General features: G+C 80.1%; 1 protein-coding gene. It reads right to left on the bottom strand.

What is annotated here, in order from left to right; genetic code table 11:
• The coding region (locus tag D7231_RS36760) for a serine/threonine-protein kinase (RefSeq protein WP_479685691.1) at positions 1 to 1288 on the bottom strand (1288 nt) is incomplete at both ends.

Below are 1288 nucleotides of genomic sequence, written 5' to 3'. Positions count from 1 at the left end.
GGGCGTCGGTGCGGGAGGGGAGCAGGTCGGGGGCCGACCGTTCAAGGCGTCGGCGGGCGGCCTCCCGTTCCCCGGCGGCCTCCTCGGCGTGGAGCCGTGCCTGGGCCGCGCGTTGGGCCAGTTCGGCGGCGCGGGGTGAGGCCGCCGCTGCCGCCACGGCGGCGCGGTTGGTGAGGTCCTGCGCTTCCTGAGCCGCGCGGGCCGCGGCGCGTTGGGCGGCGAGCCGGCGGTCGGCCGCCGCGTGGGCGTGGGCGGTGACGGGCTCGGGGCGGTGGCTTCCGGCGGTGGCCCGGCGCCAGCGGGCGACGGCCCGGCGGGCGGTGGCGTGGTCGGCGGCCTGGACGGGTTCGGCGGGGGAGGGGCCGAGGGCGTCGTGCTCCGCGCCGTGGTTCCAGAGGCGGCGGTAGGTGGCGATCGCGCGGGCGGCTTCGTCCCACAGCGGGCGAAGGCGGTGCTCCGGGGCTGGCCGGGCGCCGAGCCAGGTCGTTGCCCCGGAGAGCAGGGCCGCGTCGTCGGCGGGGAGTTGGGCGGCGCGCCACAGGGCGCGGTGGTGGCTGTGCTCGGGCGGCGGCGCGGGGCCGGTGGCGTCGGCGCCCCGGTAGTCGGCGAGGTCGCGGTAGGCGGCGGCTGCGGCGACGCGTTCGTGGTCGGGGCCGTAGGCCGTGGCCCACTCCGCGTGGCGGGCCTGTTCGGCGAGGGCGGTGGCGCGTTCCGCAAGCTGGCGCGCGAGGGCGCGGGCGTAGACGCGGCGGTCGTCGTCGGAGTCTGGGGAGTCGGGGGAGCCGGCGGAGGGGAGGCGCAGGCCGAGCGCGGTCAGGATGTCGGACCCGGCGGCGGGGGCCGTTTCGTAGGTGGCGGCCGTCGCGGGGCGGGGAGCGTCCGGGCGGCGGACGAACGGCGTGGGGCTGCCGCCTTCGTCGGGGTCGAGGGCGCGGCGGTTGCGGGCGTGCAGGACGGCGGCGGGGTCGTTCGCCGGTGTCGCGCCGGGTGCGTGGTAGGTGCGGCGGAGCAGGCGGTCGGTGTCGATGCCGGCGTCGGCGAGCCGGAGGAGCTGGGCGTGCAGGGCGGGCCAGGCGGGGGCGGTGGACAGGCGGCGCGCGGCGGTGGGGCCGAGCAGGCGGGCGAGAGCGTCGATCGTCTCGGCCTCGGCGATGTCGCGCAGGACCTGCCGCAGCCGGGGCTCGTGCGTGCGCAGGGATTCGGCCTCGTCGAACGCGGCGCGCTGGAGGGCGGTGGCCGAGAGCTGCCTGCCGTCCCGGGCGACGACCGCGGCCCAGACCTGCCGTCC

It is taken from the genome of Streptomyces klenkii (assembly GCF_003626645.1).
Lineage (GTDB): Bacteria > Actinomycetota > Actinomycetes > Streptomycetales > Streptomycetaceae > Streptomyces > Streptomyces klenkii.
This window is presented reverse-complemented; position numbering and strand designations above follow the sequence as displayed.